The sequence below is a fragment of the Paenibacillus sp. J31P190 genome (genome assembly GCF_059692075.1).
Genome location: NZ_JCAUAS010000009.1, coordinates 169382 through 186315 on the forward strand (window position 1 = coordinate 169382; position 16934 = coordinate 186315).

The window sequence follows — 16934 nt, forward strand, 5'->3', positions numbered from 1 at the left end:
TTCATATGACAAAAAAAATTAAGCTGCGATCTTTGCTAATTGGAGGGTTCTTCACCCTTCTTTTTGTTGTCCTCATTTCTAAAGTCTATTGGATTCAAGTGGTAGAAGCTTCATGGTTGCTAGGGGAAGCCGAGAAGAAATGGGAAACAGATAAGGTGATAACCCCTGTTAGAGGAAGTATCCTGGACAGAAATAACAAAGTACTTGCCGTTGAAGCAACGTCGTATACCATTGCACTTAATCCCAAAATGATTGATGGCTATCATATCGCTGAGAATGTTACGCAAGGATTAGCGGAAATTTTGAAAGAGTCGGATGTAACGAAGCCTACGCTTGTCAATAAAATCCGTGAGCGGGCAACGAAAATGAAGCCGGATGGGTCGGATTTTGCTGTCTATACAGAGATTAGAAATGAAGGTTGGAAGATTGAGAAAGAGAAGGCAGATCAAGTTCGTGCGTTAATTTCAGAGCTTCAAACAAAACTCAAGTTAAACGCAAAAGCTAACGTAGGAATTAATATTTTAGAAGACAAGAAACGCTATTATCCAGGCGAAACGCTAGCCTCTCACATTCTAGGATATACGAATAAAGAAGGCGAAGCTGCGTTAGGATTAGAACTTAAATTAGACCAAACCCTTAAGGGTGTTCCTGGGATGTTAAGCTATGAAAAGGATGGAAAGGGTGTTGAACTTCCTGATTCCAAGATCAATTTCAAGCCAGCGCAAGACGGGAACAATGTGCGACTCACCATTGATAAAAACATTCAGTTTTATTTGGAAAACGCGCTCGCCAAAGTAAATGACAAGTGGCACCCGAAGAGCCTGACGGCGATTGCTGTTGATCCGCAAACGATGGAAATTCTGGGCATGGCCAATACGCCTACCTTTAACCCCAATACGTATTGGACGATTAAAGATCAAAGTGATTTCAAAAATAATGCGGTAGCTTCTCGTTACGAGCCTGGCTCTACTTTTAAACTGGTGACGTTAGCTGCTGCAGTAGAAGAGGGTCTATTTAATCCGAATGAGATGTACCAGTCCGGTAGTATTAAGGTTGAAGACAGAGAGCTTCATGACCATAACCGCGTTGGGTGGGGGAAAATATCTTTCTTAGATGGCCTTAAGCGCTCTAGTAACGTGGCCTTCGTTAAATTGGGTTACGAGAAATTAACTTCTCCAAAGTTGAAAGAATACATTAACAAATTTGGGTTCGATCAAAAAACGAATATTGATATGCCAAATGAAGTTTCCGGTTTAATCGATATGAAATATCCATCAGAGTATGCAACAGCAACGTATGGACAAGGGAAGGTCGTTGTTACAGCCATCCAACAAACAGCCGCTTATGCAGCTATGGCCAACGGTGGCAAATTGATGTGGCCGCACATTGTTAAGGATATTGTCGATCCGAAAACAGGGAAAAGCATTCAGTCTTTTGCGCCACAAGTCGTTAGGCAAGTCGTAAGTGAAAAGACAGCTAAACTAGTAAGCGGATATTTAGAACAAGTTGTATCTGACCAAGAAATTGGTACAGGTAAACTTGCTTTTATGGAGGACTACCGCGTCGCAGGAAAGACAGGGACAGCTAACTTAGTCCTTCCCGGTGAAAAGACCTATTCCACGGATTCGTGGGTTATTTCCTTTATTGGGTACGCTCCTGTTGAAAATCCTCGTATCTTAGTTACGCTAATCGCTGATCAACCTGATCTTGGCGGTAACTATCACTTAGGAGGGCAGGTATTAGCCCCTGCTTTTAAAGAAATTGTTGGTGAATCGCTGCAATATATGGGCGTAGCTTCGAATAAGCAAACTAAAATGGTGGCGAAAGAAGCGAATAAGCTAACTGTGCCTAATTTTACAGATGTGACAGCAGAAAGCGCCAAGGCTGCAGCAAAAGAGAGCGGTTTGTCACTTGAGGTTTTCGGTAAGGGAGCCAAGGTTGTCGATCAATTTCCGAAAGCAGGTACAGAAATCTTATCTACACAACGAATATATGTTGCGATGCAAACTGTTGACGAAATGCCGCTGCCTAACTTGGTTGGTAGATCACTTCGAGATGCCGTTGAAGCCTGCTCCTTCTTTAAAGTAGATTGTCAAACTTCCGGTGAAGGATATGTCTCGGATCAGGCCACTACGGGGGAAGGCGAGGGCAGAAGTGTGACGTTGCAGCTCAAACCATTAAGTGATAAATCTTCAACTGCAAGTTCATCAACACCTGCACCGACACCAACGCCAACGTCGAATACGAAAACAGAAGCACAGCGGTCTACGGCCAAAAAGACACCTTAATGGAGAGCTTGTTCTAACTCCTGTTTGTCCCGAATAGTCATGTTAGGAATGATCTTGACTTATTGGGAAGGGAGACTGAACGTTCATGCGTGTTTCTAACGTTACCGTTCGTCGCAGATTGTTTACTGCGCTTATCATTGGCACTGTCATCTTTACAGCACTTATTCTCCGTCTTGCTTATGTCCAGCTATGGATTGGACAAGACTTGGCAAATAAAGCAGAGGATAGTTGGCGGAGAAAAATAGACTTTGCGCCCAAGCGAGGTGAAATTCAAGATCGCAATGGGATTACAATGACATACAGTATGAGTACACCTACGATAGTGGCTATTCCTGTTCAAATTCAAGACGCTAGAAGCACTGCGGCCAAACTTGCCGAAGTGCTGCAAGGGAACGAAGATGACATTTATAAGCAGATTACAAAGAAAACATCCCAAAACGATATCAAGCCTTCTGGACGCAAAATAACGATTGAGAAAGCGCAAGAAGTACGAAATCTAAATCTTCCTGGTATTGTAGTAGCAGAAGATAACAAAAGATATTATCCTTTTGGCTCGTTAGCTGCCCATATTCTTGGTTTTGCTGGATTAGATAAAGGGCTGACAGGCATTGAGGCAAAATATAACAGCCAATTAACGGGAATAGCCGGAAGCATATCTTATATGACTGATGCAGCAGGAAGAACGTTGGAGGGGACAACGGATACTTATACGAAGCCAAAAGATGGCCTCAATATGAAGCTGACAATTGACAGTCACTTGCAATCGGTGCTGGAAAGAGAATTGGATCAGGCTATGGTACAGTATAAGGCGCAAAATGTTATTGCCATCATGATGGATCCCAATAATGGAGAAATCCTTGCTATGGGAAGCAGGCCTACGTATGAACCAGGCAATTATAAGGATTTTCCGGCTGAAACCTATAACAGGAACTTACCGATTTGGAAAACGTATGAGCCGGGTTCTACTTTCAAAATTATTACGCTAGCTGCTGCGTTAGAGGAAAAAAAGGTTGATTTAAAAAACGAACAATTTTACGATCCTGGATTTATTGAGGTTGGAGGGGCTAGACTCCGCTGTTGGAAACGAGGAGGTCATGGCAGTGAAACGATGCTGCAAGTCGTCCAAAACTCCTGTAACCCCGGATTCGTTGTTATGGGACAGCGTTTAGGCAAGGAAAAGTTGTTTGATTACATTTCAAAGTTTGGCTTTGGGAAGAAGACGGGAATTGACCTCGGCGGCGAAGAAAATGGTATTATGTTTAAGCCGTCTCAGGTGGGTCCTGTTGAGCTGGCGACGACGGCATTCGGTCAAGGGGTGTCGGTCACTCCGATACAGCAAATTACAGCTGTGTCTGCGGCTATTAACGGAGGAAGACTTTTTAAGCCGTATGTGGCAAAATCGTTTACGAATCCGGATACGGGTGAGGTTGTTGATGTAGTAGAGCCCGAGCTTGTGCGCAATGTCATCTCGGAAGAGACATCGAAGCAAGTACGCGAAGCGCTTGAAAGCGTAGTTGCCAAAGGCACAGGGCGCAATGCGTTTATCGACGGCTATCGCGTAGGTGGGAAGACGGGGACAGCGCAGAAGGTCATTAACGGACGTTATTCGCCAGATGAGCATATTGTCTCCTTCATTGGCTTCGCGCCGGCCGATAATCCGAAGATTGTCATCTATGCAGCTGTGGACGATCCTCAAGGGATTCAATTCGGAGGTCTGATTGCAGCTCCGCTTGTGAAGAATATGATGGCTGATGCTTTGCGGTATATGAAAGTCGAACCGGATAAAAACCAGCTTGATAAAGAGTATCGCTATGGTGAAATACCGGTTGTTGAGGTGCCGGACTTGGTTGGAGCCTCCGTTGATGATATATTAGAAGATCTGAACATGAATTTTAGGCTGGCTAAGTCGGGCAGCGGCAAATATGTAATCAGTCAAGCGCCAAAACCGGGTTCACGAGTAGATCAAGGTTCTACAATACGTATTTTTCTCTCGAATAATGCGCCGCCGCAGTAATCTGGTTTGGATGGCCCGAAAAAAGATTTGCAAGTAAGACATGTTTAGCTTTTCCATAGGCATAAAATTGTCAATAATAGGTAGCAAAAACATTAAGGAGAGGGTTGCTCATGAAACTTCAGGAGCTTGCTTCCGCACTGCTCATTACCCACATACATGGAGATGCTGAAACAGAGATTACTGGGATTGAAGCAGACTCTCGTAAAATAAAAGCAGGGGATTTGTTTCTATGCATCCCTGGACTGATAGCAGATGGTCACGATTATGCCCCAAAAGCGATTGCGCTTGGGGCTTCTGCGCTTGTAACGGAAAGAGTGCTTGACTTGCCAATTCCTCAGCTTGTTGTGAAAGATGCGAGATATGCAATGGCAGCTTTATCAGCCCATTTCTACGGCTATCCCAGCAAAGAACTGAAATTAATTGGTATTACGGGGACGAATGGCAAAACGACATCGACCTATTTAATCGAGAAAATATTGCGAGATCAAGGTTTCACGACGGGACTTATGGGAACGATTCAAATGAAAATCGGCGATACCTATACAGAAATGGAGCGCACAACGCAAGAAGCTGTTGATTTACAGCGCAGTTTCCGCCAAATGTGTGAACAAAAGACGGATTACTGCATTATGGAAGTGTCCAGCCATGCTTTGGAATTAGGTCGAGTGAAGGGCGTTCATTTCCGTTCGGGTATTTTTACGAATTTAACGCAAGATCATTTGGATTATCACAAAACAATGGAGGCTTACGCAGCGGCAAAAGGTCTGCTCTTCTCTAGATTGGGAAATGGTTTCTCGGCCGATCTCAAAGAGCGTCAGTATGCTATTCTAAATGCGGATGACTCTGCTTCTCATACGTTCAGTAAGCTGACAGCCGCGCAAATTATTACCTATGGGATAGAGAACGAATGTGATGTAAGGGCGACAAAGATTCGAATTACGGCTCAAGGCACGGAATTTCAGCTTAACTCATTTGCGGGAGAGGCTTTCTTTAGAATGAAATTGGTTGGTAAATTCAACGTGTACAATGCGCTTGGGTCCATTGCTGCGGCACTGGCTGAAGGGATTCCCCTTGAAGCGATCCGGAATAGTCTAGAAAATATTACGGTAGTAGATGGACGCATGGAGGTTGTGAATGAGGGACAGGATTACTTAGTCTTGGTGGACTATGCTCATACTCCAGATGGACTTGAGAATGCCCTGTCTACTGTACGTGAATTTGCAGAAGGCAAGGTAATCACTGTGTTTGGCTGCGGAGGTGACCGAGATCGAACGAAACGTCCTCTTATGGGTAAGGTTACGGCCAAGTATAGTGATTATTTATATGTGACTTCAGATAATCCGCGTACGGAAAATCCAGATGCCATTCTGGATGATATCGTTCCTGGTCTAAAAGAGGTTAATTTCCCTAAAGAACAGTATGAATTAATCGTGGATCGCAAAAAAGCGATACAAAAGGCTATTGAAGGGGCAGGCCCTAAGGATGTAATATTGATAGCGGGAAAAGGCCACGAAACGTATCAGGATGTCATGGGGGTCAAGCATGATTTCGATGATCGATTGGTGGCTAAGGCTGCGATAAGGGGGAGAGGACGATGATAGAGCGCACGTTGGAACAAATGACAGACATGCTAGGTGTTGAAAGTGTGCTGGTGACCTCAACGTCAGCTGACAGGGATATTCCAATAAAAGGCATATCTACCGATACGCGTACTATACGGCCAGGAAGTCTGTTTGTGCCGCTGATCGGGGATCATTTCGATGGTCACGCGTATGCCTCAGAGGCTTATAGCAAGGGTGCTGCGGCTGCCTTATGGCAAGATGATCACCCTCACCCCCCAGAAGGCATGCCGATCATTCGCGTCAAGGATACGCTAACAGCTCTGCAGCAGTTGGCTAAATCTTATCGCAAGCAGCTGCCGGTTCGCATTATTGGCATTACGGGGAGTAATGGCAAAACGACGACCAAAGATTTAGTTGCGGCTGTATTGGGCAGTACGTTTCATGTGCATAAAACAAAGGGAAACCTGAATAATCATATTGGTTTACCTCTCACGCTGCTCGAGCTTGAGGAGACCACGCAATTCGCCGTGGTTGAGATGGGGATGAGTGGACGTGGCGAGATCGAACTGCTATCCCATCTGGCGGAGCCGGAAGCGTCGATCATTACGATGATCGGCGAATCGCACATGCTTCAGCTGGGCTCGCGGGAAGAAATAGCTCGGGCTAAGGCCGAGATTGTTAGCGGAATGCCCAGCGGCGGGCTGTTCGTCTACAACGGTGACGAACCGTTGATTGAACAGGCCCTCGCGGAGCGTGGCCTGCCAGAGGGGCTGCGCCGTATCCGCTTCGGCAGCGGCGCGGGCAATGATCTGTTCCCGACCGACATCCGGATGGATGCGGACGGGGCGCACTTCCAGATCAATTCACCGGTGTACCCGGAATTGTTCATTCCCTTGCTCGGAACGCATAATGTAATTAATGCGTTAGCAGCCATTGCCATCGGCGAGGCCTTCGGCGTCTCGCCTGAGGGAATTGCAGCGGGGCTTCGCTCGCTGCAGATGACAAGCATGCGCATCGAGAAGCTGACAGCAGCCTCAGGGCTGACTGTGCTTAACGATGCGTATAACGCCAGCCCGGCATCCATGCGGGCTGCGATCGATTTGACCGAGCAGCTGAGCGGCTTCGGTCGCAAGTTCCTCGTGCTCGGCGACATGCTGGAGCTTGGCGAGCACGAAGAGGAGTTCCATCGCAGCATTGGTGCGATGCTGTCTCCGGAACGTGTAGACTATGTCTTCACGTTCGGCCGTCTCGGCCGCTGCATCGCAGATGAAGCGGCTGGGCGGTTCCCGAAGGCGAGCGTTCGTGCCTTCGATGACAAGGAGCAGCTCGCGGCAGAGCTGGGGGCTGAGGTTCGAGCCGATGACCTTGTGCTCGTAAAAGGCTCGCGCGGCATGCGTCTCGAGCATGTGGTTAATGCCTTACTCGCCTAGATGGCGTTTGTAATTTAATTATAAGATGAAACAGTAGATCGTTTTCGAAAGACGAAAACGAGCAGGGGGAACCAACGTGGAAAACGCAATTTTATTAACGATGGGCGTAGCTTTTGTGCTTGCGCTTATTATGGGACCGCTTTTTATACCCATTTTGCGGCGTATGAAATTCGGACAACAAATTCGTGAGGATGGCCCGCAAGGGCATCTGAAAAAACAAGGGACACCGACGATGGGCGGGGTCATTATTTTACTCGCGCTGGCCCTTGCTACGCTTCGTTTTGCCGATAAAAATACGGATCTTCTAATCTTGTTAATAGCCTCATTAGGCTATGGATTGGTTGGCTTTCTCGACGATTATATCAAAATTATTTTCAAGCGATCACTTGGTCTTACAGCGAAACAAAAGCTGTTCGGTCAGCTCTTGATCTCCGCCATTGTTTGTTACCTGCTTGTCATGCAAGGACACAGCACGGACTTATATATTCCATTTGTGGCTTTCCACTTCAACCCAGGCTGGTTGTACTTTCCGTTAATGGCCATTCTGATGTTGGGTGCATCGAATGCGGTGAATTTTACAGATGGTCTTGATGGACTGCTTGCAGGGACAAGTGCCATTGCATTTGGTGCTTATACGGTTATTGCTATGAATAATACGCAGCCGGAAGCGGCTATTTTTTCAGCAGCCATGGTTGGGGCCGTACTCGGTTTTCTCGTTTTTAATGCGCATCCTGCCAAAGTATTTATGGGTGACACAGGATCGCTCGGGATTGGTGGCGGCCTTGTGGCTGTTGCCATTTTGACCAAGGCTGAGCTGCTGCTAGCGATTGTTGGCGGTGTGTTCTTGGTTGAAATTCTTTCTGTTGTGATCCAAGTTGTTTCTTTCAAGACGAGAGGCAAGCGTGTTTTCAAAATGAGTCCGATCCATCACCACTTCGAATTGGTTGGCTGGTCGGAATGGCGTGTTGTTATCACATTCTGGGTCGTAGGTCTCGTGCTTGCTGTACTCGGATTATATATGAATGAGGTGTTGTAGAGCATGAAGCATCCGCGGGATTATCGTGGACTTGAAGTGATTATTTTGGGCTTGGCTCGCAGCGGAGTCGCTGCGGCTAAGCTTTTTCATCAAAAAGGAGCCTTGGTCACGGTCAACGACAAAAAAGAGCGAAGCGCATGCCCTGAAGCCGACGAACTTACGGCTCTGGGTATTTCTGTTGTATGCGGCTCTCATCCGGAGTCCTTGGTGCATACGGGTGTTTCTCTCGTTGTGAAGAATCCAGGAATTCCGTATACGGTGGAGCCGATTCGCAAAGCACAAGAGCTCGGAATCGAAGTCGTGACAGAGGTTGAGGTTGCTTATCAATTCTGTGAAGCTCCAATTATTGGTATAACGGGCTCGAATGGCAAGACCACGACGACAACATTGATTGGTTTAATGCTGGACGCAGCTGGTTTATCTCCCGTTGTAGCGGGTAATATCGGGCGCGCATTAACCGAGGCTGCGCCTGAAGTTACAGCTGATAACTGGATGGTTGTTGAGCTTAGCAGCTTTCAACTGAAAGGAACGACTTCGTTCCGACCAACGATTGCCCTTTTGTTAAATGTGTACGAAACTCATCTGGATTATCATGGTTCAATGGATGACTATATCGCTTCGAAAGCTAAATTATTTGCGAATCAAACCGAACAAGATACGGCAATCCTGAATTGGGATGATGAGGTGTGCCAGTCTTTAATTCCTAGTCTGAAGGCTAAGTTGTTCCCTTTTTCTATGAAAGAAAAGCTCGCTTTTGGCGTCTACTTCGATGTAGAGACTGAGGTCATTGTTTATGCAAATGGACTAGGCCAAGTGCAGCCGATAATGCCGGCAAGTGAAATGGGGATCCCAGGCAGCTTTAACGTCGAGAATGCGTTAGCAGCGGCGGCAGCAGCCATTACCGCGGGTGTTCAGCTGGATGCCATAGCAGATGTGCTCAGAAGCTTCCAAGGCGTAGAACACCGTCTGGAGCTCGTTAGAGAGCTGAATTATGTGACTTTCTATAACAATTCCAAAGCGACGAATGCAGCAGCCTCGATAAAGTCGATTGAGGCGTTCAACCAGCGTGTTGTTCTGATTGCAGGAGGTTTGGATCGCGGGTCGGATTATATGGAACTTCTGCCTACTTTTCGTGAGCGGATTAAAGGTATCGTTACTTTAGGTCAAACGAAAGAGAAAATTACGCATATTGCCGAGATGGCAGGGATTAGCCGCATTCAAACCGTCGATACTGCTAAGGATGCAGCGGACGCGGTGGCGCAAGCCGTCCAGCTAGCCTGGCAAATGAGTGAACCTGGAGATATTGTTCTACTTTCACCTGCTTGTGCAAGCTGGGATATGTTCCCCTCCTATGAGGACAGGGGACGCATGTTTAAGGAGTCCGTGCATAACCTTTAAATAGGGCTTATCCACATATGCTGTTTGGTTGGCGATATTGTCGCTGCTTGCTGATATGTATCAAGGATGACGCCCACAACACACGAAGAGGTGTCTGTTATGGGTAAAGCACGGTCCGCTCCTGACATTTGGATTATTGTTCCAACCTTATTGCTTTTGACAATTGGCGTTATTATGGTTTACAGCGCTAGCAGTGTTCTTGCGTTTCGCGAATTTGGCGACTCCCTTTACTACTTGAAACGTCAATTTATATTTGCTGTTTTGGGTGTTATCGCCATGTTTTTTACGATGAATGTTGATTATTTAGTTTGGAAAAGGTTTGCCCGAGTAGCGCTTTTTGTTTGCTTTGCCATGTTGATTATCGTTCTGATTCCCGGCATCGGGGTTGTTCGGGGTGGGGCAAGAAGCTGGTTAGGTATAGGTGCCTTCGGTATTCAGCCGTCCGAATTTATGAAAATTGGGATGATTCTCTTTCTCTCCAACTTGTTATCCGAAAACCAAGCGAAAATAACCTTATTCAGAAAAGGATTATTGCCACCGCTTGGCATTATGGGCTTAGCGTTCGGTCTCATTATGCTGCAGCCTGACCTTGGAACAGGTGCTGTTCTCGTCGGAGCTTCGCTGCTTATCATCTACACATCGGGGGCGAGATTGCTTCATCTCTCGTATCTAGGTATGATAGGGGTTGCGGGTTTTATCGGGCTCGTCATTGCCGCCCCATACCGTTTGAAGCGAATTACAGCATTCTTGGATCCGTGGCAAGATCCGTTAGGTGCAGGTTATCAGTCGATTCAATCGCTCTATGCGATTGGACCGGGAGGTCTTGTAGGGCTTGGTCTTGGTATGAGCCGTCAGAAGTACAGCTATTTGCCAGAGCCGCAAACGGACTTCATTTTCTCCATTATTGCTGAGGAACTTGGATTTATCGGCGGTACGCTTGTGCTGCTGCTCTTTACGATTCTTGTATGGCGCGGAATGCGGGCAGCCATTACTGCACCGGATACGTTTGCCAGTTTGATCGCTGTAGGCATTATCGGCATGATTGCCGTTCAAGTCATTATTAATATTGGTGTTGTTATTGGGATGTTCCCGGTAACCGGCATTACTTTGCCATTCATAAGTGCAGGAGGGTCTTCATTGACGCTTATGCTGACATCTGTCGGCATCCTGCTCAATATATCCCGCTATTCGAGGTGACAGGGGAATGAAAACGATTGTCTTTACCGGAGGAGGCTCCGCAGGGCATGTTACACCTAACATAGCGCTGATGCATAAGCTTGCGCAGTTAGGCTGGGAAATTAAATACATAGGTTCAGCTACGGGCATCGAGAAAGACATTATTGAACGCGAAGGGGTACCTTTTTATTCGATTTCGTCTGGAAAATTACGTCGATATTTTGATCTGAAAAATTTCAAAGACCCTTTCAAAGTGATGAAAGGCGTCTATGAGTCTTATAGATTGCTCCGTCGTTTGAAGCCCGCCATCGTCTTTTCGAAGGGCGGGTTCGTTTCCGTCCCGGTCGTTCTTGCCAGTCGGATGAATAAAATTCCGGTAATTATTCATGAGTCGGATATAACGCCAGGGCTTGCGAACAAAATTTCAATTCCTTTTGCAACCAAGGTCTGCGTTACCTTTCCGGAGTCCTTACAGCATGTTCAAAGAGACAAGGCTGAGCTGACAGGTTTACCGATAAGAGAACACATTCTCAGTGGTAAAGCGTCGCGCGCTTACCAGCTTTGTGATTTTCATTCGCAGAAACCGGTCATTTTGGTGATGGGCGGCAGCCTAGGCTCACAAGTGATTAACCAAGCTGTCAGAGGCAACCTGGAGCGATTACTTGCTCAATTTCAGATCATTCATCTATGCGGGAAAGGCAATATTGCGTCAGAGCTTGCTAATACCCGGGGGTATAAACAATTTGAATATTTGAATGAAGAGCTCCCCGATATTTTGGCAATGACAGAGCTTGTTATTTCAAGAGCCGGTGCCACATCCATTTATGAATTTTTAGTCATGGAAAAGCCAATGCTGCTTATTCCTTTATCGCTGCAGGCAAGTCGAGGAGACCAGATTCTTAATGCGGAGTCCTTTCAGAAAGCTGGCTACGCGGACGTTATACTAGAAGAAGCCTTAACAGCAGATACGCTCGTAGAGCGTGTGGAAGCTCTTCATACGAATCGAGAGGCCTATAAGGCAGCGATGCAATCGCGAAAAGAAAGCGATGCGGTTGCATCGATCGTAAAACTGATTGAAACTTATAGCTTATCGACTTGATTTTGCTAAACCGAATAGGCGATTGTCACACTCTATCCGATTTTACATAAACTACACTATAACCGTGACAGACACCTAAGGCTTAATATGGCGCCAAACAACGAAGACCGGCCATCTTCGACTCGGTCCGTATTATGAAATTATGAAGCTTGAAGCTGCTTTTCAAGATCATTTCGCCCTACGTTCTGTGAAGGAGGTTTTCCCATGCAACAGTTAATATCCGACTTACAGGCAGCAAATATTGGCGAGATTCGAACGAATGAACGACTAGCCCCTTTTACGACATGGAAAATCGGCGGTCCGGCTGATTGCCTCGTTATTCCCCAAACGAAAGAGCAGGTAGCTGCTGTCATCCGATTTCTATATGAACGCGGTGTTCCATGGACGGTCATCGGTAGAGGATCTAACCTGCTTGTAAGTGATAAAGGCATTAGAGGGGTCGTTATTAAACTTGGCAATGCGTTAGAAACGCTTCGCTTTGATGGTGCGATGGTCTACGCAGGTGGTTCCTATTCGTTCATTAAATTGTCCGTACTAGCGGCCAAAGAGGGTTTAACCGGACTGGAGTTTGCTTCTGGCATTCCCGGTTCTGTGGGAGGCGCCGTCTACATGAATGCAGGGGCTCATGGGTCCGATGTGTCACGCATACTCAAGCAGGCTGAAGTCATCCTGGACACAGGGGAATTGGTCACGATGCAGGCGGAGGATTTGCAGTATGCCTATCGACATTCCATTCTGCAAACATTGCCTGGCATTGTAACGGAAGCTGTCTTTGAATTACAGGTTGGAGAGCGCAAAGAAATAGCGGGAGCCATGGCGGCTTACCGGGATCGGCGCCTCCGCACGCAACCGCTTCAATTAGCTTGCGCTGGGAGTGTATTTCGCAACCCCGAAGGGGGATTCGCAGCTAAGCTCATCGAAGAAGCTGGCCTGAAAGGCAAACGTGTCGGTGGAGCTGAAATCTCTAAGCTTCACGCCAATTTCATTGTTAATACTGGAGATGCTACAGCCGAGGACGTTCTCACTCTCATAGGCGAGGTACAGCTAATCGTACAGAAACAGTACGGCATATCGTTAGTACCGGAAGTTCTGTTGATGGGTGAGAGGTAAATCGGAGGTGGAACTTTGGAGAAGCTCGTTATCGAAGGTGGAAGACCTCTTACGGGAGCCATCCAGATACACGGCGCGAAAAACGCCGCATTACCAATTTTAGCAGCCTGCATCCTGGCTAGCGGCACTCATACTTTGCATAATGTTCCTAATCTGCTCGATATTGACACCATGCTGCGCATTCTTCGCGCGCTGGGCTGTCGTGCTGAGCAGCAAGGGGATACAGTATCCATTACAACATCCACAGCTCATTCCTCTCATATCCCAGAAGAATTGATGGGGCAGATGCGTTCTTCCATCTTTCTAATGGGTCCGCTACTCGCTAGATTCGGCAGTGTTACGGTCTATCAACCGGGTGGCTGCGCGATTGGTGAACGTAAAATCGATTTGCACCTTAAAGGTCTGCAGGCTCTTGGAGCCAACATTGAAGAATTCGCCAACAAAATTGTTTGTAAGGCAGATTCATTGCACGGCAGCGAGATTGTTCTAGACTTCCCAAGCGTTGGTGCAACAGAAAATATTATGATGGCTGCTGTTAAGGCAGAGGGCATCACAACGATTTACAATGCTGCCCGTGAGCCTGAGATTCAGGATTTGCAAAACTTCCTGAATGCGATGGGCGCCGATATCATTGGCGCAGGTACGGACACCATAACGATTCGCGGAGTGGAGTCATTGTCTCCTTGCGCATACCGCATCATACCCGATCGTATTGTAGCCGGAACATTCCTTGTTGCAGCAGCTGCGACGAAGGGAAATATCACCTTGGAAAAGGTGAACCCTGCTCATTTAACCTCGGTTATCCATGTCCTCAAGCGCGCAGGTGTTCAAATCATTACGGACGGTGATATAATACATGTAAGCTGTCCGACAAGACCGAAGGCGGTCGAACGTATTGTTACTTCACCGCATCCGTCCTTTCCAACGGATCTTCAATCGCAAGTCATGGTGCTGTTATCTCTAGCAGATGGACTGAGCGTAATGAAAGAAACGATATTCGAAGGTAGATTTAAACACGTTGATGAACTTTCCCGTATGGGAGCGGATATCCGTGTAGATATGAGTTCAGCCTTTATCCGAGGGGTTCCAAGGCTATATGGAGCTACAGTTGAAGCGACTGATTTGCGAGCCGGTGCAGCGCTTGTCATTGCCGGTCTGGCTGCGCATGGCACAACGATCGTAGAGCAAATTCATCATATTGATAGAGGCTATGATAGAATTGAACATATGCTTTCCATGCTGGGTGCCTCCGTGCATCGCCAATCACCCGTCCCAAGCGAGTAGAATGTTTGAATGACTTCCGCGGATCCCTTCCTGCTTGCAGGTGGGGATACACGGTTTTCATTTGTTTATCATACGAAAATAATAGGTGGTGCCCATCTTGTCAGAAGACCGCAAAGTACCCACTCTGCCTGTTCCTAAGCCGCGTGCGCGTACGAATCGGAAGCTGCTCATTTTCTTGTTCGTTTTTTTCATCACTGTTCTTATCATTTTGTTTTTTCAATCTTCCCTAAGCCGAATAAGTGCCATTGAAGTTGAAGGAAATGAACTCATGGCCTCAGAAGCAATAGGACAAGCTAGTCAAATTGCTGTCGGTGATCGTTTCTTTGCAGTTAGCTCACAGGCTATCCAGCAGCGCATTGCCAAGATGCCTATGATCAAAACAGCCGTCGTGAAGAAGCATTTTCCAGGTATTATCCGTATTAATGTAGAAGAATTCCCGAAAGTGGCGTTCCAAATTGGAGCAGATGGTAAGAAGCAGGCTGTGCTCGCTGATGGTGCTGTCGTGCAGCTTTCTGCAGGAAGTATTCCTTTAGATATGCCAATTTTGACAGGGTGGACAGACGGCGATCCGAATAAGGCCGCACTTTGCAAAGTGCTGGGTGAAATTCCGGAGAGTGCGCTTTCTGACATATCCGAAATTAAACCGGACCCGTCGGAACCATACCCTGACAAGATCAAATTGTATACAAGATCCCAATTCGAAGTGTATACAACCATTGCCTATTTACCTGAGAAAATTGACAATCTACCTGCCTATATAGCAAGCTTACAAGAAGATCATATTACGAGTGGTGTTATCAAAATGCTAGAAGTAGAATATCACGCTCCTTTCGAACCCAATGAAGATTCCAAAAATGAAGCGAACAATTCATCCGGTCAGAAAGCTGGGGGCAATTCCCCAAGTCCTACACCTGATTCGAACAAAGATGGGGGTAAGACAAGCCCGAAGGCGACTCCAAAAGCGACGCCCAAACCATCACCAAAGGAAACAGCGCGTCCTTCCTGACAAAAAAACGTTTAATGGGCTACTCAATCACTTAAAATAATGTTAAAATTAGATTTATGGTTAATTAGGTATCTATCAGTTCATTAGATTGATTTAAGTATTTACTAGACAGGATCTATATCATTTTCTCATCATTAAGACTAGATATGTAAATGACTTTTTTACTAGCAAAAAAAATGTAGAAAAAAGAGGGAATATGGCGGTTGTGTGGAATACGTATAGAAGTATTTGTGATGAATTCACTTTATTACCCAAGTTACAGGAGGTGCCAGGGGCTTGAGCAACAATGACATCATTGTTAGTTTAGACATCGGTACATCCAAGGTTCGAGCTATTATTGGGGAAGTCGTAAACGGAACCATTAATATAATAGGTGTGGGATCTGCCGAGTCAGAGGGTATTCGTAAAGGCGCAATCGTTGATATTGATCAAACTGTGAATTCAATTCGCAGCGCTGTCGATCATGCTGAACGAATGGTCGGCGTACAAATTTCCGAGGTTTACGTAGGAATTTCAGGTAATCATATTGCTCTTCAATCTAGTCATGGTGTTGTCGCTGTTTCTAATGAAGACCGAGAAATCGGAGAAGAGGATATTGATCGTGTTATTCAGGCGGCTAGAGTCATCGCATTACCTCCCGAACGTGAAATTATTGGAGTTGTACCTAAGCAATACTTAGTAGATGGACAAGAAGGCATTAATGATCCTCGTGGCATGATTGGTGTTCGCTTAGAAGTGGAAGCAACAATTATCACTGGAGCGAAGACAGGGATACATAATTTAATCCGTGTTGTGGAAAAATCCGAACTGAAGGTTGCAGGCCTCATCTTGATGTCGCTAGCATCTGGACAGTTAGCCTTATCAAAGGATGAGAAAGCTGTTGGAACGGTTCTTGTTGATGTAGGTGCAGGGGCAGCAACGATTGCTGTATTTGAACAAGGTAATCTTGTGGCAACGTCGACGATTCAAATCGGTGGCGAGTACATCAGTAATGATATCGCAATTGGACTCCGGACTCAGCTCGAAATCGCAGAGAAAATAAAGCTGAAATACGGTTGTGCTTCTGTAGATGATTCAGCGCCCGATCAAGTCTTTAAGGTTACGAGAATGGGAAGCAATGTAGAAAAAGAGTTTTCGCAAGTAGACCTCGCGAATATCATTGAACCCCGTGTTGAAGAAATTTTCCAAATGATCCGTGCGGAAGTTCATCGTTTAGGATATGGTGATTTAGCTGGTGGTTATGTGCTTACAGGCGGAACGGTTTGTATGCCAGGCATACTTGCGGTCGCACAAGCTGAACTTGCAACATCTGTACGTATCGCTGTTCCGGATTTCATTGGAGTACGTGATCCTTCCTACACGAGTGGCGTTGGTATCATTCAATTCGTATCCAAATATATGAAAAATCGGAATTCGGGTTTCTCGAAGAAAGTAGTAACGAAGACAACAGCAAAAAAATCCTCCGATAGTAATAAACCAGGTTTTCTTGAACGGGTAAAAAATTTTTTCAGTGAATTTATATAGTGAACGC

Annotated in this window: 12 protein-coding genes; all 12 read left to right on the forward strand. The window is 46.2% G+C overall.

What is annotated here, in order from left to right; translation table 11 throughout:
• Positions 1-5: 5 nt before the first annotated feature.
• The 12 genes from AC58U0_RS17840 to ftsA all read left to right on the forward strand — a co-directional run bounded on the left by AC58U0_RS17840 (position 6) and on the right by ftsA (position 16927).
• Positions 6-2288: a penicillin-binding transpeptidase domain-containing protein gene (locus AC58U0_RS17840; protein WP_497380321.1), complete on the forward strand. Its 2283-nt coding sequence runs from the start codon at positions 6-8 to the stop codon at positions 2286-2288.
• Positions 2289-2373: 85 nt separating this feature from the next.
• Entirely contained in the window at positions 2374-4302 is a 1929-nt protein-coding gene (locus AC58U0_RS17845) for a stage V sporulation protein D (RefSeq protein ID WP_497380322.1), read from the forward strand.
• A 110-nt stretch (positions 4303-4412) separates the two neighbouring features.
• Complete coding sequence (locus AC58U0_RS17850) at positions 4413-5900, forward strand: UDP-N-acetylmuramoyl-L-alanyl-D-glutamate--2,6-diaminopimelate ligase (protein ID WP_497380323.1); 1488 nt, start codon at positions 4413-4415, stop codon at positions 5898-5900.
• On the forward strand, positions 5897-7294 hold the full coding sequence (locus AC58U0_RS17855) for a UDP-N-acetylmuramoyl-tripeptide--D-alanyl-D-alanine ligase (RefSeq protein WP_497380324.1): 1398 nt from the start codon (positions 5897-5899) through the stop codon (positions 7292-7294). The genes AC58U0_RS17850 and AC58U0_RS17855 overlap by 4 nt, the downstream gene beginning before the upstream one ends.
• Positions 7295-7394: 100 nt before the next feature.
• Positions 7395-8330, forward strand: coding sequence for a phospho-N-acetylmuramoyl-pentapeptide-transferase (gene mraY / locus AC58U0_RS17860; RefSeq protein ID WP_056833508.1), 936 nt, complete (start codon positions 7395-7397; stop codon positions 8328-8330).
• A gap of 3 nt (positions 8331-8333) precedes the next feature.
• Positions 8334-9728: a UDP-N-acetylmuramoyl-L-alanine--D-glutamate ligase gene (gene murD / locus AC58U0_RS17865; protein WP_497380325.1), complete on the forward strand. Its 1395-nt coding sequence runs from the start codon at positions 8334-8336 to the stop codon at positions 9726-9728.
• 99 nt (positions 9729-9827) lie between these two features.
• Complete coding sequence (spoVE, locus tag AC58U0_RS17870; protein ID WP_057303050.1) at positions 9828-10925, forward strand: stage V sporulation protein E; 1098 nt, start codon at positions 9828-9830, stop codon at positions 10923-10925.
• A gap of 7 nt (positions 10926-10932) precedes the next feature.
• Positions 10933-12003 (forward strand): undecaprenyldiphospho-muramoylpentapeptide beta-N-acetylglucosaminyltransferase, encoded by a 1071-nt coding sequence (gene murG, locus AC58U0_RS17875; RefSeq protein WP_497380326.1) that lies wholly within the window; start codon positions 10933-10935, stop codon positions 12001-12003.
• 204 nt (positions 12004-12207) lie between these two features.
• Complete coding sequence (gene murB / locus AC58U0_RS17880) at positions 12208-13113, forward strand: UDP-N-acetylmuramate dehydrogenase (RefSeq protein WP_497380327.1); 906 nt, start codon at positions 12208-12210, stop codon at positions 13111-13113.
• Positions 13114-13128: 15 nt separating this feature from the next.
• The gene (gene murA / locus AC58U0_RS17885) at positions 13129-14397 is read left to right on the forward strand and encodes a UDP-N-acetylglucosamine 1-carboxyvinyltransferase (protein WP_497380328.1); all 1269 of its coding nucleotides are present in this window, start codon (positions 13129-13131) and stop codon (positions 14395-14397) included.
• Between the two features lie 88 nt (positions 14398-14485).
• Positions 14486-15403 (forward strand): cell division protein FtsQ/DivIB, encoded by a 918-nt coding sequence (locus AC58U0_RS17890; RefSeq protein WP_497380425.1) that lies wholly within the window; start codon positions 14486-14488, stop codon positions 15401-15403.
• A gap of 276 nt (positions 15404-15679) precedes the next feature.
• Positions 15680-16927: a cell division protein FtsA gene (gene ftsA / locus AC58U0_RS17895; RefSeq protein ID WP_060645245.1), complete on the forward strand. Its 1248-nt coding sequence runs from the start codon at positions 15680-15682 to the stop codon at positions 16925-16927.
• Positions 16928-16934 lie beyond the last annotated feature (7 nt).

Coding starts and splice junctions, on each gene's coding strand:
- AC58U0_RS17840 (WP_497380321.1), top strand. CDS start 6: ATGACAAAAAAAATTAAGCTGCGATCTTTGCTAATTGGAGGGTTCTTC.
- AC58U0_RS17845 (WP_497380322.1), top strand. CDS start 2,374: ATGCGTGTTTCTAACGTTACCGTTCGTCGCAGATTGTTTACTGCGCTT.
- AC58U0_RS17850 (WP_497380323.1), top strand. CDS start 4,413: ATGAAACTTCAGGAGCTTGCTTCCGCACTGCTCATTACCCACATACAT.
- AC58U0_RS17855 (WP_497380324.1), top strand. CDS start 5,897: ATGATAGAGCGCACGTTGGAACAAATGACAGACATGCTAGGTGTTGAA.
- mraY (WP_056833508.1), top strand. CDS start 7,395: ATGGGCGTAGCTTTTGTGCTTGCGCTTATTATGGGACCGCTTTTTATA.
- murD (WP_497380325.1), top strand. CDS start 8,334: ATGAAGCATCCGCGGGATTATCGTGGACTTGAAGTGATTATTTTGGGC.
- spoVE (WP_057303050.1), top strand. CDS start 9,828: ATGGGTAAAGCACGGTCCGCTCCTGACATTTGGATTATTGTTCCAACC.
- murG (WP_497380326.1), top strand. CDS start 10,933: ATGAAAACGATTGTCTTTACCGGAGGAGGCTCCGCAGGGCATGTTACA.
- murB (WP_497380327.1), top strand. CDS start 12,208: ATGCAACAGTTAATATCCGACTTACAGGCAGCAAATATTGGCGAGATT.